Origin of the sequence: Bifidobacterium sp. N5G01 (genome assembly GCF_002742425.1) — a bacterium.
Taxonomy (GTDB): domain Bacteria; phylum Actinomycetota; class Actinomycetes; order Actinomycetales; family Bifidobacteriaceae; genus Bifidobacterium; species Bifidobacterium hominis.
In genome coordinates this window covers 168,565-191,139 of record NZ_NJNP01000001.1, presented here as the reverse complement: position 1 = coordinate 191,139, position 22,575 = coordinate 168,565, and the positions used below count along the sequence as shown (strand labels likewise).

The 22,575-nt window shown below is 55.4% G+C and carries 19 protein-coding genes; 16 read left to right on the top strand and 3 right to left on the bottom strand.

Features of this window, described 5'->3' with window-relative positions:
- Positions 1 to 74: 74 nt before the first annotated feature.
- The 9 genes from CE168_RS00815 to CE168_RS00775 all read left to right on the top strand — a co-directional run bounded on the left by CE168_RS00815 (position 75) and on the right by CE168_RS00775 (position 9,774).
- Entirely contained in the window at positions 75 to 992 is a 918-nt protein-coding gene (locus tag CE168_RS00815; RefSeq protein ID WP_099570733.1) for a DUF362 domain-containing protein, read from the top strand.
- A gap of 17 nt (positions 993 to 1,009) precedes the next feature.
- On the top strand, positions 1,010 to 1,645 hold the full coding sequence (locus CE168_RS00810) for a uridine kinase family protein (RefSeq protein WP_226556881.1): 636 nt from the start codon (positions 1,010 to 1,012) through the stop codon (positions 1,643 to 1,645).
- A gap of 74 nt (positions 1,646 to 1,719) precedes the next feature.
- Positions 1,720 to 2,295: an ECF transporter S component gene (locus tag CE168_RS00805; RefSeq protein WP_236824277.1), complete on the top strand. Its 576-nt coding sequence runs from the start codon at positions 1,720 to 1,722 to the stop codon at positions 2,293 to 2,295.
- 100 nt (positions 2,296 to 2,395) lie between these two features.
- The gene (locus tag CE168_RS00800) at positions 2,396 to 3,232 is read left to right on the top strand and encodes a sulfite exporter TauE/SafE family protein (RefSeq protein WP_099570731.1); all 837 of its coding nucleotides are present in this window, start codon (positions 2,396 to 2,398) and stop codon (positions 3,230 to 3,232) included.
- 74 nt (positions 3,233 to 3,306) lie between these two features.
- A complete protein-coding gene (locus CE168_RS00795; protein ID WP_099570730.1) occupies positions 3,307 to 4,053 on the top strand; it encodes a helix-turn-helix domain-containing protein in 747 nt (248 codons plus the stop codon).
- A 215-nt stretch (positions 4,054 to 4,268) separates the two neighbouring features.
- Positions 4,269 to 5,081: a histidine phosphatase family protein gene (locus CE168_RS00790; protein WP_099570729.1), complete on the top strand. Its 813-nt coding sequence runs from the start codon at positions 4,269 to 4,271 to the stop codon at positions 5,079 to 5,081.
- 160 nt (positions 5,082 to 5,241) lie between these two features.
- On the top strand, positions 5,242 to 6,531 hold the full coding sequence (locus tag CE168_RS00785; RefSeq protein ID WP_099570728.1) for a uracil-xanthine permease family protein: 1,290 nt from the start codon (positions 5,242 to 5,244) through the stop codon (positions 6,529 to 6,531).
- Between the two features lie 353 nt (positions 6,532 to 6,884).
- Positions 6,885 to 7,595 (top strand): SDR family NAD(P)-dependent oxidoreductase, encoded by a 711-nt coding sequence (locus CE168_RS00780; RefSeq protein ID WP_099570727.1) that lies wholly within the window; start codon positions 6,885 to 6,887, stop codon positions 7,593 to 7,595.
- 106 nt (positions 7,596 to 7,701) lie between these two features.
- Entirely contained in the window at positions 7,702 to 9,774 is a 2,073-nt protein-coding gene (locus CE168_RS00775; protein WP_099570726.1) for a DEAD/DEAH box helicase, read from the top strand.
- Positions 9,775 to 9,914: 140 nt separating this feature from the next.
- On the opposite strand, the gene CE168_RS00770 is transcribed toward CE168_RS00775, so the two are convergent.
- Positions 9,915 to 10,703 (bottom strand): ABC transporter permease, encoded by a 789-nt coding sequence (locus CE168_RS00770; RefSeq protein ID WP_099570725.1) that lies wholly within the window; start codon positions 10,701 to 10,703, stop codon positions 9,915 to 9,917.
- Complete coding sequence (locus CE168_RS00765) at positions 10,700 to 11,497, bottom strand: ABC transporter ATP-binding protein (protein WP_099570724.1); 798 nt, start codon at positions 11,495 to 11,497, stop codon at positions 10,700 to 10,702. The genes CE168_RS00770 and CE168_RS00765 overlap by 4 nt, the downstream gene beginning before the upstream one ends.
- A 284-nt stretch (positions 11,498 to 11,781) precedes the next feature.
- Here CE168_RS00765 and CE168_RS00760 point away from each other — a divergent pair, with 284 nt between their 5' ends.
- From CE168_RS00760 to gndA, 3 genes are all read left to right on the top strand, one after another.
- Complete coding sequence (locus tag CE168_RS00760; protein ID WP_099570723.1) at positions 11,782 to 13,185, top strand: alpha/beta hydrolase; 1,404 nt, start codon at positions 11,782 to 11,784, stop codon at positions 13,183 to 13,185.
- A 109-nt stretch (positions 13,186 to 13,294) separates the two neighbouring features.
- The gene (locus CE168_RS00755) at positions 13,295 to 15,844 is read left to right on the top strand and encodes a bifunctional lysylphosphatidylglycerol flippase/synthetase MprF (protein WP_099570722.1); all 2,550 of its coding nucleotides are present in this window, start codon (positions 13,295 to 13,297) and stop codon (positions 15,842 to 15,844) included.
- 135 nt (positions 15,845 to 15,979) lie between these two features.
- On the top strand, positions 15,980 to 17,428 hold the full coding sequence (gene gndA, locus CE168_RS00750) for an NADP-dependent phosphogluconate dehydrogenase (RefSeq protein ID WP_099570721.1): 1,449 nt from the start codon (positions 15,980 to 15,982) through the stop codon (positions 17,426 to 17,428).
- Positions 17,429 to 17,561: 133 nt separating this feature from the next.
- On the opposite strand, the gene CE168_RS00745 is transcribed toward gndA, so the two are convergent.
- Positions 17,562 to 18,356 carry an SDR family NAD(P)-dependent oxidoreductase gene (locus CE168_RS00745; RefSeq protein WP_099570720.1) on the bottom strand — a complete coding sequence of 265 codons (795 nt, stop codon included), beginning with the start codon at positions 18,354 to 18,356 and terminating at the stop codon, positions 17,562 to 17,564.
- Between the two features lie 102 nt (positions 18,357 to 18,458).
- Here CE168_RS00745 and CE168_RS00740 point away from each other — a divergent pair, with 102 nt between their 5' ends.
- From CE168_RS00740 to CE168_RS00725, 4 genes are all read left to right on the top strand, one after another.
- Positions 18,459 to 18,659 (top strand): hypothetical protein, encoded by a 201-nt coding sequence (locus tag CE168_RS00740; RefSeq protein WP_143433376.1) that lies wholly within the window; start codon positions 18,459 to 18,461, stop codon positions 18,657 to 18,659.
- A gap of 54 nt (positions 18,660 to 18,713) precedes the next feature.
- Complete coding sequence (locus CE168_RS00735; protein ID WP_099570718.1) at positions 18,714 to 19,901, top strand: MalY/PatB family protein; 1,188 nt, start codon at positions 18,714 to 18,716, stop codon at positions 19,899 to 19,901.
- A 127-nt stretch (positions 19,902 to 20,028) separates the two neighbouring features.
- Positions 20,029 to 21,600 (top strand): glucose-6-phosphate dehydrogenase, encoded by a 1,572-nt coding sequence (zwf, locus tag CE168_RS00730; protein ID WP_442861938.1) that lies wholly within the window; start codon positions 20,029 to 20,031, stop codon positions 21,598 to 21,600.
- Positions 21,597 to 22,553 (top strand): glucose-6-phosphate dehydrogenase assembly protein OpcA, encoded by a 957-nt coding sequence (locus tag CE168_RS00725; protein ID WP_099571153.1) that lies wholly within the window; start codon positions 21,597 to 21,599, stop codon positions 22,551 to 22,553. Before zwf ends, CE168_RS00725 begins: the two co-directional genes overlap by 4 nt.
- Positions 22,554 to 22,575: the final 22 nt, after the last annotated feature.

Genomic DNA, 22,575 nt, shown 5'->3' with positions numbered 1-22,575 from the left:
GGTTTGGTTCAACCGGACTTGAGATTGATAGTCTGTAATCGGTTATGCTGAAGCGAGCAGAATCGAGGAAGATTATGACTGATTTCGATATTGCGAAAGCGCAGGAATTGGAACATCGTACGGAAGATGCGTCAGCTCCCGAAGTGTTTTTCACTCCTGTGATCACGCCGGAAAGCTTGATTGCCGCATATCATGCGTTGGGAGCTAGGCCGGAAGGTAAGGTCGCCATCAAAATCCATTCCGGAGAATCGGAGAAATCCAATAACCTCAATCCGGAGCTTGTCAAGAATCTCGTGCAGGAGATCGGCGGCACGCTCGTGGAATGCGCGACCGCATACGACGGCAATCGCGAGACGCCTGAGAAAAGCCTTGCCGTGTTCAAGGAACGCGGATATGGTGATATCGCGCCGATTCAGATCATGGATATGGGTGGTGAGATCGAGATTCCGGTAGCCAAGCACCGCCATATCGCCTATGACATCGTCGGCAGGCATATCGACGACTATGATTCCATCTTCGTGCTTTCGCATTTCAAAGGGCATCCAATGGGCGGTTTCGGAGGCGCGTTGAAGAACGTGTCCATCGGCATCGCATCGTCGAACGGCAAACGTTGGATTCATTCCGCAGGCGTGGCTAAAGACAAGTGGGTCGAAGCTGAGCAGGATGACTTTCTCGAGTCGATGGCCGAAGCGGATGAGGCTGTGATCAGCCACATGAACGGCAAGATGATGTATTTGAACGTCATGAACCGTTTGTCGGTGGATTGCGACTGCTTCGCCACGCCGTCCGAGCCGGACATGCATGACATTGGCGTGCTTTCGTCGTTCGACCCGGTGGCACTTGACCAAGCGTGTGTCGATCTGATTCATGTGGCGCCGGACGGCGCGTCCGTGACCGAGCGTATCGCCACCAGGCATGGCGAACACACGCTCGAATACGCCGAAGAGCTTGGGCTTGGTTCGCGTGCATACCGTTTGACCGTGCTCGAGTAGTGTGCACGGAGTCGGCGATGATGGAATCCAAGGAATCTAAGGAATCCATGGAAAACGTGGAGGAGGCGCAGGCGGTTCAAGACGCGCGGGCCGTGATCGAACGCATCGAACGTGTGTTTACGGAACGCGAGCATGTGTTTGTGGCGATCGACGGGCCATGCGCGTCGGGCAAAACCACGTTGGCGGCTTTGCTGCAGCGTCGTTTCGACGGCAATGTGCTGCATATGGACGATTTTTTCCTGCGCCCGGAACAACGCACTCCAGAACGGTTCGCCGAACCGGGAGGCAATGTCGATCGGGAACGATTCGAAGAAGAGGTGCTGGCTCCGCTCGTTGCCGGAAATATCGTGCAGTATCGTCCTTGGGATTGCCATACCGGCGATTTTGCAGCTTCGCATAGTGTCGAACCTGCTCGTTTGACGATTGTCGAAGGCAGTTATAGCATGCATCCCGCATTGCGTGAATACTACGATTTGATGATCTGCCTGATGATTGATTCCAATGAGCAGTTACGCAGACTCGAGGCACGTAATCCGCGTATGCTGCAGCGATTCATCGACGAGTGGATTCCTTTGGAGAATCGGTATTTCGAGCAAACTGGAACACGCGCAATTGCCAACATGGTTGTAGATACTGCCAAATCAAACGAATAACGAATCATACATAACGAATTTTTCATAATGAACGAAAGCTTGTGAAAAGAAAGCTTTTAAAAAGGAGAATGAACATGACTTCCACTACAGCAGTTTCCTTGCGTCGCACTGATCTGCCACGCTTGAGCGTGAGCGTCAAAGCCGCCGCAACCGTGCTTGCCATTGTCGCCGCAGTGGCGTTGCCGCAGTTGTTCCATGTGATCGGAGCGGTTTCCGGACGAGGAACTGCGTTGGGCGTTGCCTTTCTGCCTATGCACTTGCCGATTATTTTCGTCGGTTTGATCGCAGGTCCAGCGGTTGGTGCGATTGCAGGCGCAGCTGCTCCACTGGCGAGCTTCCTGCTTTCCGGCATGCCGATGCTGGCTGTTCTGCCGTTCATGATGATTGAATTGTGCGCGTACGGTTTGGTTGCAGGTCTGCTGCGTGAGATCAAGCTGCCAAGCCTAGTAAAGGTGGTTATCGCCCAACTTGCCGGCCGTGTCGTACTGACCGTAGCCACTGCAGTGGCGGTGTTCGCATTCGGTTCCGGCAACAGCATCGCCGCCACTTGGACGAGTGACTTGGCCGCTGGACTGCCCGGTCTTGCTTTGCAGTGGGCGCTGATCCCTCTTGCCGTATACTGGATCGAATCGTTGATCACCAAGCGATGAACCACGTTCTGAACACTTTCTGAACCACAAGAGCCAAGCCGATAGACTTGGCTCTTGTTGCATATGAGCCGAGTGTGAGCCGAGATACGAAAGGAACGCCATGATTGCCGGAGTGTCCATCACCACGCTGCTACTGGTTCTCGTTGCCGGTATCGGCGCAGGATTCGTAGGGTATGCCGTTGGCGCTTCGTCATTGATCTCATACCCGGCACTGTTGGCGTTCGGCATTCCGCCAGTGCTCTCGAACACCACGAACACGGTGGGTGTATGCGGAACCGGCATTGGAGGATTGCTTTCCGCGCGCAAGGAGCTAAAAGGGCAGCGCGCCCATGTGATCATCTATGCGCTTATCGGATTGGTTGGCGGCATTGTCGGCGGGTTGCTGCTGCTGGAACTGCCGGCAGAGGTGTTCGAATGCGCGGTGCCGCCGCTGATCCTGTTCAGCGCGTTGATCATCGCTATCAATCCTCGGAAAAAGGCTGCTGCGCGAGATGCCGTCGCACAAGCGCTTCCTCAATCGCAGCAAGGCGAACGAGCTGCGAAAATCGCCAATAAAACCGATGATGGCAAACTGCATGATCCGTGGTGGCTGTGGGTCGGCGTGAGTTTCGTCGGCGTCTATTCCGGCTATTTCGGCGCGGCCGCGGGCACGCTTGCCTTGGCGATCCTAGATTTGGGTAAGATCGGCCCGTTCCATCAGATCAACGCGCTGAAAACGGTGGTTGGCTTCGGTGCGAACATTTCCGCAGCGATCATGTTCATCATTCGTGGATCCGTGTATTGGCCGTTCGCCATCATGATGTGCATCGGATGTACCATCGGCAGTGCCATCGCACCTCCCGTAACCCGGCATATTCCCGAAAACATCATGCGTGCCGCCGCCGTGCTGACCGGCATCATCCTTGCCGTCAAACTCGGCTGGTCCACCTACTTCTAAGCAAAACAGATCGGTTTTTGTGTGCAATGGCGATATCCTTGAAAGAAAGATAGGTACAAAACGGCAGGGGAATAATGGCGATTGTCGATGAGGCGAAACTGGGGTACCTGGACTTTCTTTCGCGTGAGGATCGGGTACGCCACCATCGCTACGTTGAGGAAATGAAACAGTATGACATGATGCGCGCCGGCGACGTCAATGCCATTTCGGAAAGCTCGAAATTGTGGGATTCCGGACTATACGGCCATCTGTCGGACGATCCACTCAAAAACGCGAAATACCGTTTCGTTACCACCATTACCTTGGCCACGCGTTTCGCCATCGAAGGTGGCATGGACGAGGAAGACGCCTACAACGCTTCCGATCTGTACATTCAGGATCTTGACAATTGCAAGACTCCGGAAGACGTGCGCCGACTGCACGCCGACATGATGACCTTCTTTACTTGGGCCATGGCCGACATGCAGAAAACCGACACCCATTCCAAAGCCGTCAACGAATGCATGGACTATATCCACTACCATCTGCATGAGAAAATCACTGTCGCAATCCTGGCGCAGCACGTGCATTTGAATCCCACATACCTATCGGAACTATTCGCACGCGAAACGGGAACGTCATTGTCGCAATACATTACCGACAAACGTATGGAAGCCGCCGAAAACATGCTGAAATATTCGGAATACAGCTTCAATGAAATCTCGCAGATCCTCGCATACCGGTCGCAAAGCCATTTCACGAAAGTCTTCAAAAAACATAGCGGCATGACGCCGGGGGAGTATCGCAAGAAATACTCGCAAACCGGCATTTGGCCGGAATAAACTTGCGGACGGTCGCGTTTTTGCATCGTTGCAAGTGGTCCAAGTGAATCGCAAGTAACCTGTACGCGAATTTCCGTGCACAAATCGCATAAATCAGCGTACTTTGATGTGTGAAATCCCTGCAAATCAGCTACGGTGGAAACAATTCGATGACGATACGCGCGGATAACGAGTAGCGAAGCGCGTGAAGTAAGTAGGAAAAGGAAAGAAATACTATGGGAATGCCCCTTGATCTGTATGTGATTCGACACGGCGAATCCGAAGCGAACGTGATTATCAGCGCCGGCGAACAGGGCGACAATTCGTTGTACACGCAAGACAATGTGACCGTGCCGGATCGTTCGTGGAGACTCACCGCGATCGGCCGCAAGCAGGCGGACTGCATTGGACGTTGGCTGGTTTCGCAGCAGCAGCTGTTCGACCGTTATCTGGTTTCGCCGTACGTGCGAACGCGCGAGACTGCCGCCACCATGGCGTTGCCGAAAGCGAAATGGGAGGAAACTCGCGTGCTTCGTGAACGCTCTTGGGGTGAGATCAGTACCGTCACCAAAGACGATTTCAAAAACAATTATGAACGCAATTGGCTGTTCAAAAACACGGATCCGCTGTATTGGCGTCCGCCGGCAGGCGAGTCGATTGCGGATGTTGCGGAAAACCGCGTGCATAATCTGCTCACCTCGCTCAACCGCAAGTCGGATGCGGAATCCGTGGTGATGGTCAGCCATGGCGATCTCATGCTGGCATTGATGCTGACGTTGGAAGACCTTTCCGACGAGGAATTCATGCACCGTGCGGCGTCCGACGAATGGAAGATCACTAATTGTACGTGCTTCCATTATTCGCGTCGCGATCCGGCCACCGGGCGCACGCATAAGCGTTTCCGCTGGGAACAGACCGCCCGTCCGGTGTTCGACGATGCGGAAGGCCGTTGGGTGGTGAAGGTTGAGGATTGGCGTGAATTCAAGCGTCCAGTGCTGTCGAATGGCGATTTGGTGGACGTTGTTCATGCGGTCGACCGTCACCTGTGATGTGCGTTGGTCTGTTGATTGCATGATCGGATTGGCTGATATCGACGATTAATGCCCCCATCTTGCGTGCGAAACGCGTCCGTGTCCACACCCCGCTACAATGGCTGTGACACGCGGCGCGTTTTTGCTTGCCGCGCAAGAGAGTTAAGGAGACAATCGCATGTCCAATCTGTTCACGTGGCAGGTCCACGGTGACGGCAAGACGCTGAAGCCGGGCGAAGTCGTTGAGCCTGACGAGCGCCTGACGTGGCCGCGCACCGCCGAAATCGGCGCACAGCATGTCATCGCCATGTTCGGAGCCACGTTCCTCGTGCCGATTCTGACCGGTTTCGACCCGTCCACCACCTTGTTCTTCACGGCCATGTCGACCGCACTGTTCCTGCTGATCAACAAGAACGTGCTGCCGAGCTACTTGGGTTCGTCCTTCGGCTTCATCGCCCCGATCACCGCCGTCACCACGGCGAACAAGGGCATTGCCGTCGCATCCTTCGGCATTCTCGTCACCGGTTTGCTGCTGGCTCTGATCGGTGTGCTCGTGCACTTCGCGGGCGCCAAGTGGATCGACATCATCATGCCGCCGGTGGTCAACGGTGCAATCGTGGCCATCATCGGTTTCAATCTGGCTCCGAGCGTGTGGAACAACTTCCAGGTCGCTCCCGATACCGCTATCGTGACTTTGGCTGCCGTGCTGCTGGTAGCAGTGCTGTTCAAGGGTCTGCTTGGCCGACTCAACATTCTGATCGGTGTGATCATCGGTTACGCATACGCTTGCATTCGTGGCCAGGTTGACTTCTCCGCCATCGGCAAGGCTGCTTGGGTTGGTCTGCCGACTTTCCACCTGCCGCAGGTTGATTTCACGATTCTGCCGATGTTCGTTCCGGTGGTGCTCGTGCTCGTTGCCGAAAACGTCGGCCACGTCAAGTCCGTTTCCCAGATGACCGGCCGCGATTATGACGACCAGATCGGCACCGCCCTGTTCGCCGACGGTCTTGGCACCACCATCGCCGGTTTCGGCGGCGGTTCCGGCACCACCACGTACGGTGAGAACATTGGTGTGATGGCAGCCACCAAGGTGTATTCCACCGCAGCCTACTGGTGCGCGGCTGGTTTCGCACTGCTGCTGAGCCTGTGTCCGAAGTTCGGTGCCATCATCAACACGATTCCGGCTGGCGTGCTCGGTGGCGTGACCACTCTGCTGTACGGCATGATCGGCATGGTCGGTATCCGTATTTGGGTTGAGAACAAGGTCAACTTCGACAAGCCGCTGAACATCATGGTGGCCGCAATCACCATGATCATCGCCATCGGCCAGTTCGCGTTCGCCTTCAATGGCATTTCCTTCAACGGCATCGCCATCGGCACCATCGTGATCCTCGTCTCCTACCACGGCTTGAAGGCCATCGGCAAGGCCACCGGCACGATCGACAAGAACGACCCTGACATCCTGTGATGCAATAATCATTTGCATCGTTCTGAAGGCCCTTCCCAAACGTTCCCTGTTCCGGAAGGGCCTTTTGCGTACGCCTGTGTAGCTTTCGCGTGTGCAAGGCATTAGAGATGCGATGAGGATATGACGATTATTGAGAAGTTTCAAGATGAAAGCATACGTCGGAGTCTTCGTTGATATGGCATCTCTGAAATTTGGTTGTACGGGTCTATGGCTCATGGGGATACGAAATATGTGGGCTCGCTGAAAACGGTGTTGAATGTGTTACGTCAATCGTTTGACTTCATGTGGGGTTGAACGGTTATGATGGTGCAAAAAAGGGGCTATGTTCTTTTTTGAATGAAGGAGTTCGTCGTATGAGTACCGCAGCAGGAAAGAAAATCGCCATCGTCACCGGTTCCGCACTTGGATTGGGATATGAGCTGACTCGACAGCTGATTGCCAAAGGATGGTTCGTTGCTGGTATTGATTTCAATGGCGTACGTCAGGCGGAGTTGTCGAAGACTTTTGCTGCCGACGAATACAGAGCTTTTGTGGGCGATATTTCCGACGAATCGTTCGTGAAGAACTCCGTTGCCGCAATCGCGAAAATCGGTCATATCGATTTGCTGATCAACAATGCCGGGCAGCCTTCGTTCAAAGTGCCGACCGCATACGAGGCGGCCGATGTGGACAAGTGCCTGAAAGGTCTGAAAGGCATGGTGCTGTGGAGCGTGGAAACCCTGAAGGCGGACGGCGAGCGGGATCTCAAAATCGCCAACGTCATGTCTACCGCGGCGACGCGAGGCAACCCCAATGAATCCGTGTACTGCGCCACCAAGTGGGGCGAGAAGGGCTACACCAAGAGTTTGCAGGCCGCATACAAGGGAACAAGTGTGAAAATCGTGGGTGTCTATCCAGGTGGCATCGACACCTCATTCTACCGTGACAGCCATGACTACGTTTCGGAAGAAAAGCAGCATACCTTCATGCGTGCCGACCAACTGGCCGAAGTGATTCTGTTCAATCTGGTCAACGAAGCGAATTTGACCGTCACCGACATCGAAATCAACCGCAATCCGGCGTGAATATAACGGATATGAAGGATTGAAGGAACGTAAGCAAAAGTATTGGGCATAGGCTACAGTTATCAGGTTTGCGCAACGTGCGTAATATTTGACATGAAAGGCCATTGTGCCCGATACCGTTTTTGATGAAGATACCCTCGCAGCCGCTTCCGAAGCGATGGGCGAGGAAGAGGAACGTCCGCTGACGTTCGCCGAACTCGGCGTTCCTGGTCCGCTGGTCCGCGTGCTTGCGGCTGATGACAAGAAAACCGCTTTCCCGATTCAGGCCGACACGCTTCCCGATTCGTTGGCTGGGCGAGACATTCTTGGCCGCGGTCGTACTGGATCCGGCAAGACGCTGGCATTTTCGATTCCGCTGGTCGCTCGCTTGGGTGAAGTGGATGCCAGCGAATATGAGAACATGAGCCAGTTCCGCCATGAGGTTGATCGTGTGAAGCGGGCTCATGCCGAGGAGCGTCGCGCCGACGATTTCGTGCCTCATCCGCGTGGTTTGGTGCTTGCTCCGACCCGTGAGCTTGCCAACCAGATCAACGACGTGCTGATGCCACTTGCTCAGATATACGGCATCAACACCACTACCGTGTACGGCGGCGTACGTTATGCCCGCCAGATCCGTGACCTTCAGGCCGGTGCCGATATTGTGGTGGCATGCCCAGGTCGTCTTGAGGATTTGATTGAACAGGGCGCGCTCACCTTGGACAAGGTTGAGGTCGCGGTTATTGATGAGGCCGACGAAATGGCCGATATGGGCTTCCTTCCGCCAGTCAAGCGACTGCTCGGCCAGATTTCGTTCGACGCGCAGATCATGCTGTTCTCCGCCACGCTCGACCATGGCGTGGACGAAGTGGTGGAAACCTTCCTGTCCGATCCGAAGGTGCATAGCGTCGATTCCGCGACGGCGACCGTTGACGAGATGACCCACCATGTGTTCAAAACCACGCAGGGCAACCGTCACGAGCTGGTGCGCACCCTCGCTTCCGGCAAGGGCCGTCGCATTCTGTTCACCCGTACCAAATTCCAGACGCAGAAGCTTGCCAAGGATTTAACGCAGAACGGCATTCCTGCGGCCGAATTGCACGGCAATCTGAGCCAGAACCAGCGTGACCGCAATCTGGCCGCCTTCAACTCCGGCGATGTGAACGTTATGGTGGCCACCGATGTGGCCGCGCGAGGCATCGACGTTTCCGGTGTGGAACTCGTGGTGCAGGTCGAACCGCCGGAAGATCCGAAATCCTTCCTGCATCGTTCCGGACGAACCGCGCGAGCCGGTCATTCCGGTGACGTGGTGACCATCATTCTGCCGAACCAGCGCCGCAGGACCCGTCGCATGATGCGAGAGGCCGGACTGGAGGTCGAGCCGATCGACGTAACCCCTGATTCGCCGGAAGTGTTGGAACTCGTAGGTGAAGTGGCCGAGCCGGTATTCGGCTGGACGCTTGAGCAGTCGCAGCCGGCAGGCAATCCGCGCCGTAGGAAGAACGGCAATGGCGGTGCCGACGGCGAACGTTCCGGCAAACCGAACCGTTCCGGTGGACGCAACAAGGATCGTGGCAAAGACAAGGGTGGCAAGCCGTTCAAGTCCGAACGTAAGGATCGTCGCAATCGCGACCAGCGTGAGGAGCGTAACGACAACGCCAAGAAGTTCGAGCCGAAGCAGAATCGCGCTGAACGTCGTGCCGCCAAGTTCGAAGGCCGTGACAATCGCGAATTCGAGGCGCGCGAACATCGTTGGGAACATCCTGAAATTCAGGAGGAACGTCGTGACCAGCGTGAGGAAAAGCGCAATAACAAGCGTCGTGAAAAGTACGCGCGCCTGCATGAGCAGCAGCGCAGTGACAACGAACAGCACGAAACGGCGAACAAGCGTAGGCACGACGGCGATTACGGCAATACCGACAATCGCAGGGGGCCGGGAAAGAAGAAGTCCGCGCAGCTTGCGAAAAAGCAGGGTGTGCCAAGCAAGAAGCAGCGCAAGTCTGAAGCCCGTGCCGAACGTCGATATGACGACGATCGTCGTTCCAAGGGCAAGAAGCATGACGAGCGTTCCTCGGATGCGAAACGCTATGACCGTCATACGGAGGTCAAGCGTGGTGGCCGTGGCGAACGTCACGACAAGCATGCCGGGCAGTCCCGCCATCGCCATGCGAACATCAGGAAAGCGCCGTTCCGCACGCGTTGATCGCTGAAATGCAAAATCAAAGCTTGCATAGCTGGTAAACAATAGAAAACGGTGTCCGCCAAGGTTCATGAGCACTTGGCGGACACCGTTTTCTATTAAAACTGATCGTCTATTAATTTGATTGGCTATATGAAAGTCGTTCAGTCTGCAATCGGATTATATTGGTCGTCTGCAGTGAAGCACTTGCGGTACGCCATCACCATAATGAGACTGTCAGCCAGAAGTGTCAACGCTGCAATGGCGGCGAGAACCAGGAACTGGTATTTCGCCGCATCGATAGGATTGCCGCCGGCGATGATCTGACCGGCCATCATGCCAGGCACCGTCACAATGCCGCTGGACGCCAGCGAGGCGGTAGTTGGCAGCAAACCCAAACGAATCGACGAGACGATGGACGGGCGCGCGGCCTCCCAAGCGGTCGCACCCAACGCCAGCAGCGTATCCACTTCGTCACGGCGTTCCTTCATGCTTTCGAAAAACCGGCTCAATCCAACCGCCAAAGCGGACACGGTATTGCCGAGCAGCATGCCAGTCAACGGTACCACCAATTGCGGCGCATACCAAGGTTGCGGGCGAATGATTAATTCGGTGACCAACGAAATCATAATGAGCATGGTGATGACCAAGCTCAAAAACACGGGACCGGCCAAGCCCTTCGGCACACCTTTGGCGCGAGACAGGGTGATCTGCACGGCCGCGATCAGCATGAACATCACCAGCAGCAGCACCAGCCATGGATTGTTCGACTTGATGACGAACTCCATAATGAAACCCATGGCGCACAATTGCAGCAACGCGCGGCACGCCGACCATAGCAGTGTCTTGCCAATGCCCATGCGCATCGCTTCGGAAATGCCTGCGGCCACGCCGACCATAACCAATGCGATGAGCAGACCCCAAATATCAATGGAATAGTAATTGCCGCTCATGCCTGCACTCCTTGCACCGAATCGGACTGTGCCGCGAAATCATTGGAATCATTGGTTGCTGCGGTGTGCGGAGCATTCGCACTCTGCAATACGCCATTGGCCAGTGTGAGAATGCGTGTGGCACGCCCATCCGGCGGGCGATGGCGAATACGAATCACCGCCATGCCCCGCTCTGCGGCCTGAGCCATGATGGATGCCACCTTATCGGCGTTCTCATCATCCAAACCGGCATCAACCTCATCGGCAAGCAGCACTTTCGGCGAAGTAAGCAAGGTGCGCGCCAAACTCACACGGGCGGCCTGGCCTCCAGACAAGTCATGCGGAGCACGCCCCAAATCAATATCCGCGCAGCCAATGGCGTCAAGCGTGGCTCGAATGCGAGCATCCGGCAGTAGATCTGTGGGTTTGAGAGACTTACCGGCCGACCATTTTCTGTCGAATCCTTGCTTGCCTTCGCCCGCACGGATAGCCAATGTGAACGGTAAACGAATCGCCTCGGCCACACTCGAACCGATCAATACCGGCTTCTGCGGCAAATACGCCACCTGACTACGCCACTGCTGCGGTGTGAATTCGCTGGCAGGGCGCCCTTCAAGCTGAAAATCGCCGTTCGCATTCGGATTCAATCGTGCAAAAGCGGTAAGCAGACTACTCTTGCCCGATCCGGAAGGACCGACCAAATCCACAATCTCACCATGCTTCACATCAACGGATAATCCGCTGAAAATCGTGCGTTGCTCACCATCGACAGGCACGACACAGGAAACATTCGACGCCGAAAAAACATACTGCATAGTCCAACACCATACCGCTTGACTGCCGGTCGGGAGCATTGGATGTGTTTCTTAGAGTATTCTAAGCTGGAATCATATTATTTGACCAAACCATTGGAACGTGCGTTCGAGGCATGATCGGCAAAGGCAAGAACGCTGCCTAAGAGCATCATCCATTCAGCTTGCTCACAGTATTTTTCGTCGGTATTCCAAGGAAAATCAGTCTCAAGGATGAGGTCGTGCCAACGTTTCATGGACTACAACTGGCACATTGGAAATGAAGAATATGAAAGCAAGAAGTGCGCATGCGTACATGGTTGATGAACATAAGCTTGGTGGATGGCTGGTTTCCGGCAACGTTGTTTTCGATAACTGCGGTACTGGCGGCGACACTGTTGGGTATTGCAATATGGGAGACGGTTGGCGAAAGCCGTGGCGACGGTAAACGTGCAATTGCCGTAGTTGCGTGTCCGATGGTGATTGCGGTTATTGCCGGCATTGTTGGATGGGTGATTGCCTGGTTGCTGTCGGACGTGTTTGTGGTGTTCGGTGTTGGGCTGGGCCCGCGTGTGATCGCATGGGCTGGTTGCGGTTGTGCGATCATCGGATTCGCGGTCAGTCATGCGATGCTGCATAGGGGAGTGTTGCGTGCCGTCGCCGTAATATTGGTGGCATGCGCAGTGCTTTCCGCCGCCACCGGCATCGATCAGGCGTATGGAGAATATGCCACCATCGGATCACTGTTCGGCCAAGACACCTATCACGAAGCCGACCTGACGGGAATGGCGAAACGCAGCGATTTGATTAGCGTCACGCAATGGAAGCAGGAAGCGGCAGACGGTAGCATCAGCGATATTCCCGCACATGGCGAAGTCAGTAAGGTAAATATTCCAGCCACAACATCGCATTTCGAGGCGCGACAGGCGCTGGTATATCTGCCGCCGGCAGCGATTGCCACAGCCAAGCACAAGCCGGCGTTGCCGGTCATACTGATGATGAGCGGCCAGCCGGGTTCTCCGGGGCGCGCGTTTGCCGCGGGCGGCATCCAAACCATGATGGACGATTATGCTCAGCATCATGGCGGACTCGCACCCATTGTTATTGCGGCCGACCAGTTGGGAGACGATTCGCATAACACCCTATGCGTGGATTCGCCGGTGTACGGCAATGTGCTGACCTACTTGACGAAAGACGTGGTCGACTGGGTGAGAACCAATCTTCCTGCGGCATGGCAAGCACAAGATTGGGCAATCGCAGGTTTTTCGCAAGGAGCCACATGTTCGTTGCAAATCGGTGCGAACCATCCGGATTTGTTCGGCACCATCATCCCCACCGGCAGCGAGCTCAAACCGACCAATGGCAGTGAAAGCAGTATGATCAGCCGGTTCTTCCGCGGCGATCGCACCGCATACGAGAAGCAGATTCCCATCAACGCCATTCGCAACCATGCGCCTTCGAACCAGACGCTTGTTATCGGTGCGGGGGAACGTGATCACGAGTCCGTGCGCAATGCCGAACGCATCGCACCGGTTGCCCAACAGGCGGGCATGCATGTTACGGCGGTCGAATCGCTTGGCAATGCGCATGACTGGCATGCCGTGCAAGACACGTTGCGGTACGGACTTGCCGTATTCGGCTGTAACACGGGACTGAGCGACGCCAAGCCGAAATTGGCGGACTATCCGAATCTCAAACGCATCGCGATCTGACATGTCGTTTTGACGCGTCGGCAACTTGCGATCACAAGTATCAATCTGAATCGTCAATCTGAATCATTTATAGAATCATTAATCCGAATTATCGAACGGAAGCATTGTCATGACAACGCAATCGCAGGAATCAGCAGTAAAACCATTGTTCGGCTTTCGCGCGCTCATATCCGATCTTGCCGACTGGATGCGTCGGCACCGTATGACCTTGGGCTTCGTGCTGTTCATCACGCTGTTCAATGTCGGCATGAAGCTCGTATGCGGCATCAGACATATGCAATTTCCGCCGCAATTGTCGCGCGTGAGTTTTGACGCGCTCGCGCATGGGCGCTGGTATACCGCGCCGATCTCGCTGCTGTCAGTACCTCATTTGGGTCGTCTGCTGATCGACATTCCACTGATACTCATCGCATTCGGCTTATGCGAAACGGTGATTGGAAAAGTGAAGACGGCATGGGTGTCGCTGATCACCACGCTTGGCGGCATAGCGCTGGGCATGGGATTATGTTCGCTGCTCGCAGGCAAAAGTCCGCAATGGCATGCGATTTCGCATGATGGCGCGATTTTGGGGCCGCTGGTTGTTGTGGTGGGCACGCTGATGTGTGCCAGCGCATTCACCGTCATGCTGTGGCGTCGGCGTATTCGTGTGATCGGCTATAGCGTGGTGCTGATCATGTTCCTCTACCGTGGCGAGGCCAGCGATTATTGTTTGCTGGCTGCCGCGCTGATCGGTCATGTGCTTGGTTATTTGATGGCGTCCGAAAGTCAAGGCGATGTGTATAGGCATGGTGCCTTGTACGAGATGCGCAGGCTGATTGGTATTGCTGCCGGCGTGCAGGCGGTCGGTTCGCTGGTTGCCGTTTCCTCAAGGCAATCATTTGGATTGCTTTCCATGTTCGGATTGCTGACCGGTTCCACGGAATTCGATACGGAACAAGTGTTGGATTGCCTCAACGGTTCCTCGCATGCCAACTGTTTCGCGCAATATCGTATGATGCGATTCACCATGCCCGGAAACTGGCTGGTGTCGTTGATGCCGACGCTGATGCTGCTGTTGATCGCATGGGGTCTGTACCGCGGACGCCGCATTGCCGCCGTGTTAAGCGTGCTGTTCAACGCGTGCACGGTGGTATTTGCGATGCTGTTCTATGTGATGCTTCCGCTGCGAAATGTTGGCGATTCGCAGGCTGATGCGTTGCCTGCGTTGGTTCGTCACGGTGCGTTTCACGCAATGTTTTCCACTATGGCATTGCCATTGATTTTTATCGTTATCGTCATTGCGTTCCGTCAGTGTTTTATGATTCGCACCAGAAGTGAGATTATGTTGCGCGCTGCGGCAGGTGCATTGTCGGCTTTTCTGTTGTTGGGATTGATGTATGTCGGGTATGGGCTTGCCTCTCCCGAGGATTTCAACGAAAGTCCGCAATTGATTGCATTGCTTGCCGATTATGTGCAACGATTGTTGCCGATCGGACTGCTGAGTGCGATCGAACCTGAGTTTGTACCCGTCGGGCAAATCTCCGTGCTGGTATATCAGTGCGTCGGTCCGGTGTTTTGGGTTATCGCCCTGCTGTGTGTTTGGGATTGTTTGCGGGATCGTTCCATGGTGAATGACGCTTCGCGCCATCATGTTGACGCGATTATTCCGCTTGGCGGCGAATCCATGTCATTCATGGCAACTTGGGAAGGCAATGATTATTGGTTTTCTGCAACCGGACGTTCCGCAATCGCCTATCGAGTGTCGTATGGCATCGCATTGACGGTGACAGGACCATTCGGAGATCCACACGAATATGCGGAAGATCTCACTGATTTCGCAACATTCTGCGCGCAGCATTCCTGGACGCCCGTATTTTACAGCGTACACGAGTCGCAGCGAGCCGAACTCGCCAAAGCCGGATGGGATTCACTTGACGTCGGCACGGAAATGATCGTCAATCCCAACGAATGGCAGACCCGAGGCAAGAAATGGCAGGACGTGCGCACCGCCATCAACAAAGCCAAACGAGACGGCATCACCGACGTGCTCACCACTTTCAAGGAAGCACCCTTCTCAGTGCAAACGCAAATTCGTGAGATTTCCGCACAGTGGGCCGGCAAAAAGGCTCTGCCGGAAATGGGATTCACCCTGGGCGGCGTCGACGAACTGATCGACTCCCGGGTGCGCCTGCTCTACGCGGTCGACGGCAACGGCAAAGTCCTTGGCGTAACCAGCTGGCTGCCCACCTATCGTGACGGCACAATCATCGGTTGGACGCTTGACTTCATGAGGCACCGTACCGACAGCGTCAACGGCATCATGGAATTCCTGATTGCACGCATGGCTGAACGACTACGTGACGAAGACAACGTGGAATTCATGAGCCTATCGGCGGCGCCACTAGCCGGCATGGGATCCAGCGAAAGCGAACACGAGGAAAGCGAAGTGTTGCGTCATGCACTGCAAATGGTCGCAGACATCATGGAACCAGCATACGGATTCCACTCACTGTTCCGTTTCAAACTGAAATTCCACCCCGACGAAGAGAAAGTGTATATCTGCTATCCCGATGCGGCCAAACTGCCGCAAATATCGCTTGCTGTGGCGCAGGCCTACGTGCCATCACTCACACCTGCCGAAGCTATGCGTTTTGTGCGCACCATCACGCCACATGATTGACGATACGTCAGATTTGGCATGGTATCAGCTTTGACAGGATGTCAGACTTGAGACGGTCCATGGTTCTGGGGTAGCTCGGGTCTACACTAAAGAACGGTTCATAAAGTACTACTTTTCCTGATGGAAGGGGTCAGCATGTCAGCTGAAGCAAACGTCGGCGTAGTCGGTCTTGCCGCAATGGGCGGTAGCCTCGCGCGTAACCTCGCACACCACGGCAACAAAGTGGCCGTGTTCAACCGCTCCTACGGTCGTACCGAAAAGCTCATGAACGAACACGGCAGCGAAGGCGAATTCTTCCCGGCAAAAACCCTCGAAGAGTTCGTGGACAGCCTCGTCAAGCCGCGTACCGCCATCATCATGGTCAAGGCCGGAGAGCCGACCGACGCCATGATCAACGCGCTCGCCGACCTGATGGAACCGGGCGACATCATCGTCGACGCAGGCAACGCCTACTTCCCGGACACCATTCGTCGCGAGAAGGAAATCAGCGCTCGCGGCTTGCATTTCGTCGGATGCGGCGTGTCCGGTGGTGAGGAAGGCGCTCTGCTTGGACCTTCCATGATGCCGGGCGGCTCCGAAGAATCTTGGAAGACGCTGAAGCCGATTTTCGAATCCATCGCAGCAAAGGCCGAAGGTGATCCGTGCGTCACACATATCGGACTTAACGGTGCCGGCCACTTCGTCAAGATGGTGCACAATGGCATCGAATACTCCGATATGCAGCTCATCGCCGAAAGCTACGATCTGATGCGTCGCGGCCTTGGCATGACCCCGGCTGAGATCGGTGACGTGTTCGAAGAGTGGAACAAGACCGAACTTGACTCCTACCTGATCGAAATCACCGCCGAAGTGCTGCATCAGGTCGACAAGAAGACCGGCAAGCCGCTGGTTGATCTGATCGTCGATCATGCTGGCATGAAGGGCACTGGCACGTGGACCGTGCAGACCGCACTGTCTCTGGCCGTTCCGGTCACCGGCATTGCCGAGGCCGTGTTCGCCCGTGGTCTTTCCTCCGAAGCTGATCTGCGTGAGGAAGCCGCCAAGCAGGGCTTCAATGGCCCTGACGGCAAGCTGAACCTCACCGACGATGAGAAGAAGGCCTTCATCGAAGACATCCGTCAGGCACTCTACGCTTCCAAGATTGTCGCCTACGCCCAGGGCTTCAACGAGATCACTACTGCCGCCGAAGAATATGGATGGGATATCGATCTGGCTGCCGTGTCACGCATCTGGCGTGGCGGCTGCATCATCCGTGCGAAGTTCCTCAACCGTATTTCCGAAGCGTTCGAATCCGGTGAGGCTAACGTGTCGCTGCTGTTTGCCCCGTACTTCAAGAACGCCATCGAAACCGCCGAAAACTCGTGGCGCAACGTGGTGGCCGAAGCCGCGCGCAATGGCTTGCCGACTCCGGCTTTCGCATCGTCCCTGTCGTACTTCGACGGCTTGCGTTCCCCGCGCCTGCCTGCCGCTCTGATTCAGGGTCAGCGCGACTATTTCGGCGCTCACACCTACCAGCGTGTGGATCAGCCGGGCGCATTCCACACCCTGTGGGCTGAGCCGGGTCGCGAAGAAATCGAAGCCTGATAGCGATTTCGTAACGAAACCAATACGCTGATGAACGTAACGAGCCGCACGCTTTATGAAAAAGTGTGCGGCTCGTTACATGAAGGCGGGTCTGTCCAGGCGTGAAGGCTCCATTGAGTTGCCTGGCGAATCATCAGCGATGTTGGTTGTGCGGATCGCCCCCGTTCATGACTGCGGCGACCCGTCGAGTCAGGGCGCGGGGGAGCAGCCGTTCCGCGGTCGCTCCGGCTTTGGTGAGATAGCCATGGTAGGCAAGCGTGCGCTCCTGCTTCATCTTTCGATAAGCATAGACGGCAAGCTGGTAGGCGGTGGCCGGTTTGGTCAGTGTAAAGAAATTCATGCCACGCATGTTCGCAGCCTTGGCGAACCCCGTGGATGTTGGCCCCGGGCATACGCAGGTCACACTCACTCCGGTATCGTGCAGCTCATACGCCACCGCTTCGGAAAGAGAGCGCACGAACGCCTTCGACGCGAAATACATCGCCATATACGGGCCTGCCATCATCGAAGCTACAGAGGAAATATTCAAGATTCTGCCGTGTCCGTGTGCCCGCATGTCACGACCATAACGGTACGTAAGCTCAGCCAACGCGGCCATATTGAGCTGCATCATCTCATGCTGACGAAGCCAGTCGGCGTCAAGAAAACCCGTCCAATCCGCAAAACCGGCGTTATTGACGAGATGATCCACCTCAAAATCCTGCGAAACCGTGTAATCGTGCAACTTTTGCGGTGCGTCAGACTCGCTTAAATCAAGTGCGACCGTTTCCACATGCACGCCATAGCGATGTTCCAGCGTGCGTCTCACTTCATCGAGCTTGCTTTGCCTGCGTGCCGTGATGATGAGATCATGCCCGTCGGCCGCAAACAATGCCGCCATTTCGCGTCCAATACCACTCGAAGCCCCCGTTATCAACGCATATGCCATAAGACCACCTTCCTTAAGTATTGATGTTCATGGTAGTCAATGCGCATGCAGTAACGCCATTTGCAACGCAACGGTCCGGAACTTTTCGACTGGGCTGACTGATTGCCAGTTTTCATGCACTTCTCGCATAGAAAGCAATACATCATTTACATTGGTTATTTTGGTTTGGTTCGTTCACAATGGGTGCGTCAGCATGAACGCGAAAGAACCGGCATGGAATATCCGAAAGGCCATGTTTTTGAACTTATGCAACAGGGCGGCCTGACCGACAAAGTCATTAAAATGCATGTTGTGAAACCATGATCATTCACAGCTTGCATTTGACTTCGTCCACTTGAAGTCCTTAAGTTTGATGGCATGACTTACGATTTCGACACTCCCATAGACCGCTCCGGAACATATTCGCTCAAGTGGGAAGAGGCGGGGGACGCGCTGCCCATGTGGGTGGCGGATATGGAATTTCAAACCGCTCCACAGATCCGAGCCGCATTGCAACAGCGTCTTGACCACGGTATTTTCGGATATTCGATTGTTCCTCCTGAATGGAATCAGGCATATGTTAACTGGTGGCGTCGTAGGCACAATCTTGATATCGACCCGGAATCGTTGGTATTTTGCACCGGCGTGGTGCCGGCAATCTCCAGCATGGTACGAAAACTCACCACTGCCAACGAGAATGTGCTTATCCAAACTCCGGTCTACAACATTTTCTTCAATTCGATTATCAATAATGGATGCCGAGTGCTTGAATCGCCATTGGAATATGACGGTTCCGGACATTACTCCATCAACTGGGCCGATCTGGAATCCAAGTTGGCTGATCCGCAAACCACGCTGATGATTCTGTGCAATCCGCACAATCCCGTAGGCCGAATCTGGGATCGCGACACCCTCGCACGCATAGGCGAGCTCTGCTGGAACAATCATGTGACCGTAATCAGCGACGAAATTCATTGTGATCTTACCGATCCGGGATATGATTACGTGCCCTTTGCCTCGGTGAATGAGCGGTGCGCAATGAACTCCGTGACCTGCATGGCACCGACCAAAACGTTCAATATCGCCGGTCTTAACACGGCTGCCGTAATGATCCCGAATCCCGTGCTGAAGCATAAAGTATGGCGCGCGCTCAATACCGATGAAGTGGCCGAGCCGAACGCTTTCGCCATGACCGCCACGCTCGCCGCCTTCAACGAAAGCGAGCCATGGCTTGAGGAATTGCGCGCATATCTGGCCGATAACAAAGCCGAAGCGCGAGCCATGATCGACGAATACAACGCTTCCGCAGCACCGGAACGACGCATCACCTTGATCGAAAGCCATGCCACCTACCTGCTGTGGGTCGATTGTTCGAAACTGACGCATGATACCGCTCTGTTGTGCGAACATCTCAAACGCAATCACCGGGTGATGTTCTCCGAAGGTGCCGAATATGGCGGCAATGGGCGTGATTTCATCCGCATCAATGTGGCTTGCCCGCGAAGCACCATGCGAGAAGGATTCAACCGTCTGTTCGCCGGATTATGTGTTTTTTCTGCGGATTAATACAGCGGCTATCGATTGTGACATTACTCACAGCGGCCAAGGAACGGCTGGTTTTGTGGGTTTTCACAAAATATGGAAAGGACGTTTTTCGGATGGCCACTGCCGTCCGTGACGTGTTGGCGATACTATGAGGCACATGACTGAAACTGTTTCATCCGTACTTGGCACGCCTGAAGAGTGGACGAATCCGCTGCGCGATCCGCGCGATCTTCGACTTCCGCGCATTGCAGGCCCGTGCAGTATTGTGATTTTCGGCGTGACCGGCGATTTGTCACGCAAGAAGCTGCTTCCTGCCATTTATGATCTGGCTAATCGTGGCCTGTTGCCGCCGAGCTTTGGTTTGACGGGTTTTGCACGTCGTGATTGGACCGAGGATCATTTCAAGGATTTCGTGAAGGAAAACGTGCAAGCGCACTGCCGTACTCCATTCAAGGAGGCGACATGGAAACAGCTCGCCGACGGCATTCGTTTCGTGCAAGGCACGTTCGACGATCCGAAGGCGTTCGAACGACTGTCGAACACCGTCGCCGAGCTCGACCGCGATCGTGGCACGCGAGGCAACCATGCGTTCTACATGTCGGTGCCGCCGCGCGCGTTCCCGCAGGTATCGCGCCAGTTGGCGGATTGCGGTTTGGCGAAGTCCGACAAGGGTGCTTGGCGTCGTGTGATCATCGAAAAGCCGTTCGGTCACGATTTGGCAAGCGCGAAAGAGCTTGACCGTGTGGTTTCCGAGGTGTTCGACCCGTCCAGCGTGTTCCGTATCGATCATTATCTCGGTAAGGAGACGGTGCAGAATATTCTGGCGCTTCGTTTCGCGAACGCGATGTATGAGCCGATCTGGAACAACAATTACGTCGACCACGTGCAGATCACGCATGCCGAGGATATCGGCGTGGCGGGTCGTGCCGGCTATTACGACGGTATCGGCGCGGCGCGTGACATCATCCAGAACCATTTGCTGCAGCTTATGGCGTTGACGGCGATGGAGGAGCCTGTTTCGTTCTCCGCTTCCGATCTGACGGCGGAGAAGACGAAGGTGCTGTCCGCAGTGCGCTTGCCGAAGGATCTGGCGGCGCATACGGCGCGTGGCCAGTATGCGGCCGGTTGGCAGGGTTCGCATGAGGTCGTGGGGTATTTGGATGAGAAGGGCATCGATCCGGAGTCGACGACCGAGACGTATGCGGCGATCCGTTTGGATGTCGATACGCGCCGTTGGGCCGGCGTGCCGTTCTATCTGCGTACGGGCAAACGTCTAGGTAAGCGTGTCACGGAGATTGCCGTGGTGTTCAAGCGCGCCCCGCATCTGCCGTTCGAGTCGACCGCGACGAAGGAGCTCGGCAAGAATGCGATCGTGATCCGCGTGCAGCCCGATGAAGGTGTGACCATGCGGTTCGGCGCGAAGGTGCCGGGTGGCACGTCGATGGAGGTCCGTGACGTGTCGATGGACTTCGGTTACGGCCGTTCGTTCACCGAATCGTCTCCGGAAGCCTATGAACGTCTGATTCTTGACGTATTGCTGGGCGACCCGCCACTGTTCCCAACCACGCGTGAAGTGGAATTGAGCTGGCAGATCCTCGATCCGATCGAAGAGTTCTGGTCTACGCTTGGCCAGCCGCAACCGTACCGTTCCGGAACGTGGGGCCCTCAGGAAGCCGTTGAAATGCTGGCCCGCGATGGACACCGTTGGAGGATGCCGTGATCATTACCATGAAGAACACCGAAACCCGTGAGATTTCGGCGAAAATCGATGAATTACACGAGGAACGTGGCGAAGCGGCTTTGGGGCGCGTGCTCACACTGCTGATCTCCACGAATGAGACGTCGCTGGAGCATGATCTCGCCGTGGCGAACAACGCCAGCCGTGAGCATCCCTGCCGTGTGATCGCCATTGCACCGAACTCGCGCAAGGCTGACATGAATGCGGAAGATGGTAAGAAGCGCACCTTCCTCGATGCTGAAGTGCGTTTCGGATCCGATGCCGGTGCGGGCGAAATCATCGTGTTGCGTCCGCTTGGCGGGCTGGTGCACCACCCTGACACGTTGGTGATTCCGCTGTTGGTGCCGGACGCTCCGGTGGTGGCCTGGTGGCCGAATGAGGCTCCGGCGAACCTGTCCACCGACCTGTTGGGATCAATGGCTCGCAGCCGCATCACCGATGCCATGCATTCCTCGAATCCGATGCGCACGATGGATGATTTGCGTCGTAACTGGTCGTCGAAGAACGTGGATATGTCGTGGACCAGGCTCACCGTATGGCGTGCCATGCTGGCTTCGATGCTCGACCAGCCTCCGCATCTGCCGGTAAGCGGTGTACGCGTGACCGGCAAGAAGGATTATCTGCCGATGGATCTGCTGGCCGCATGGCTTCGTCTTCGTTTGAACGTGCCTGTTGTGGTGGAAGACGATCCGAACGCAACTGCGGTGACCGGCGTGTATCTGACCCGTTCCGATGGCGTGCTGAGCCTGGAACGTCCTTCCACCGATGATGGCATTGCAGTGCAGAACGTGCCCGGTCAATCGCCTCAGACCATCAGCGTACCCGCGCGTACGCTTGAGGAATGTCTGAGCGAGGAGCTGGGGCGTCTCTATCCGGACGAGATCTATGCCGAAGTGGTGACTCAAGGCTGGGATCTTATCAATCCGAAGCACTGAATCGATTCCTCCAAACAATAAA

Coding starts and splice junctions, on each gene's coding strand:
- CE168_RS00780 (WP_099570727.1), top strand. CDS start 6,885: ATGAGTACCGCAGCAGGAAAGAAAATCGCCATCGTCACCGGTTCCGCA.
- CE168_RS00810 (WP_226556881.1), top strand. CDS start 1,010: ATGATGGAATCCAAGGAATCTAAGGAATCCATGGAAAACGTGGAGGAG.
- CE168_RS00770 (WP_099570725.1), bottom strand. CDS start 10,703: ATGAGCGGCAATTACTATTCCATTGATATTTGGGGTCTGCTCATCGCA.
- CE168_RS00790 (WP_099570729.1), top strand. CDS start 4,269: ATGGGAATGCCCCTTGATCTGTATGTGATTCGACACGGCGAATCCGAA.
- CE168_RS00755 (WP_099570722.1), top strand. CDS start 13,295: ATGACAACGCAATCGCAGGAATCAGCAGTAAAACCATTGTTCGGCTTT.
- CE168_RS00785 (WP_099570728.1), top strand. CDS start 5,242: ATGTCCAATCTGTTCACGTGGCAGGTCCACGGTGACGGCAAGACGCTG.
- CE168_RS00760 (WP_099570723.1), top strand. CDS start 11,782: ATGCGTACATGGTTGATGAACATAAGCTTGGTGGATGGCTGGTTTCCG.
- CE168_RS00795 (WP_099570730.1), top strand. CDS start 3,307: ATGGCGATTGTCGATGAGGCGAAACTGGGGTACCTGGACTTTCTTTCG.
- CE168_RS00800 (WP_099570731.1), top strand. CDS start 2,396: ATGATTGCCGGAGTGTCCATCACCACGCTGCTACTGGTTCTCGTTGCC.
- CE168_RS00815 (WP_099570733.1), top strand. CDS start 75: ATGACTGATTTCGATATTGCGAAAGCGCAGGAATTGGAACATCGTACG.
- CE168_RS00765 (WP_099570724.1), bottom strand. CDS start 11,497: ATGCAGTATGTTTTTTCGGCGTCGAATGTTTCCTGTGTCGTGCCTGTC.
- CE168_RS00735 (WP_099570718.1), top strand. CDS start 18,714: ATGACTTACGATTTCGACACTCCCATAGACCGCTCCGGAACATATTCG.
- zwf (WP_442861938.1), top strand. CDS start 20,029: ATGAGGCACATGACTGAAACTGTTTCATCCGTACTTGGCACGCCTGAA.
- gndA (WP_099570721.1), top strand. CDS start 15,980: ATGTCAGCTGAAGCAAACGTCGGCGTAGTCGGTCTTGCCGCAATGGGC.
- CE168_RS00805 (WP_236824277.1), top strand. CDS start 1,720: ATGACTTCCACTACAGCAGTTTCCTTGCGTCGCACTGATCTGCCACGC.
- CE168_RS00745 (WP_099570720.1), bottom strand. CDS start 18,356: ATGGCATATGCGTTGATAACGGGGGCTTCGAGTGGTATTGGACGCGAA.